The organism is Serratia sp. HNCC26DJ244 (genome assembly GCF_057180565.1).
The window spans coordinates 1-272 of sequence record NZ_JBXUGO010000151.1; the positions used below are offsets into that span (position 1 = coordinate 1).

The 272-nt window shown below is 45.2% G+C and carries 1 protein-coding gene; it reads right to left on the reverse strand.

Annotated elements, in window-relative coordinates; all coding sequences use genetic code 11:
* A partial coding sequence (locus AC2A06_RS19030) for an OmpA family protein (RefSeq protein WP_484381323.1) occupies positions 1-272 on the reverse strand: 272 nt, incomplete at both ends.

Genomic DNA, 272 nt, shown 5'->3' on the forward strand with positions numbered 1-272 from the left:
ATCTTTGGCGATCCCCATACCACTGGTATGAGTGATCAAATTTTGATTAACGCCGGCACGGATCAGTGTATCGCGAACCGTATTTGCCCTGGCCTGTGACAAGCGTTGGTTTGCTGCCGCATTACCAATAGCATCGGTGTAACCAATTAACTGAATGTCAGAGACGTTATTCCCTTCCTTAAGGAATGTTATGACATGGTCCAATTTAGCTTTTGAGGCCGGTAAGATTGAACCATACTGACTTTTGCCGGTAGGAAAATGGAGACTTTCCT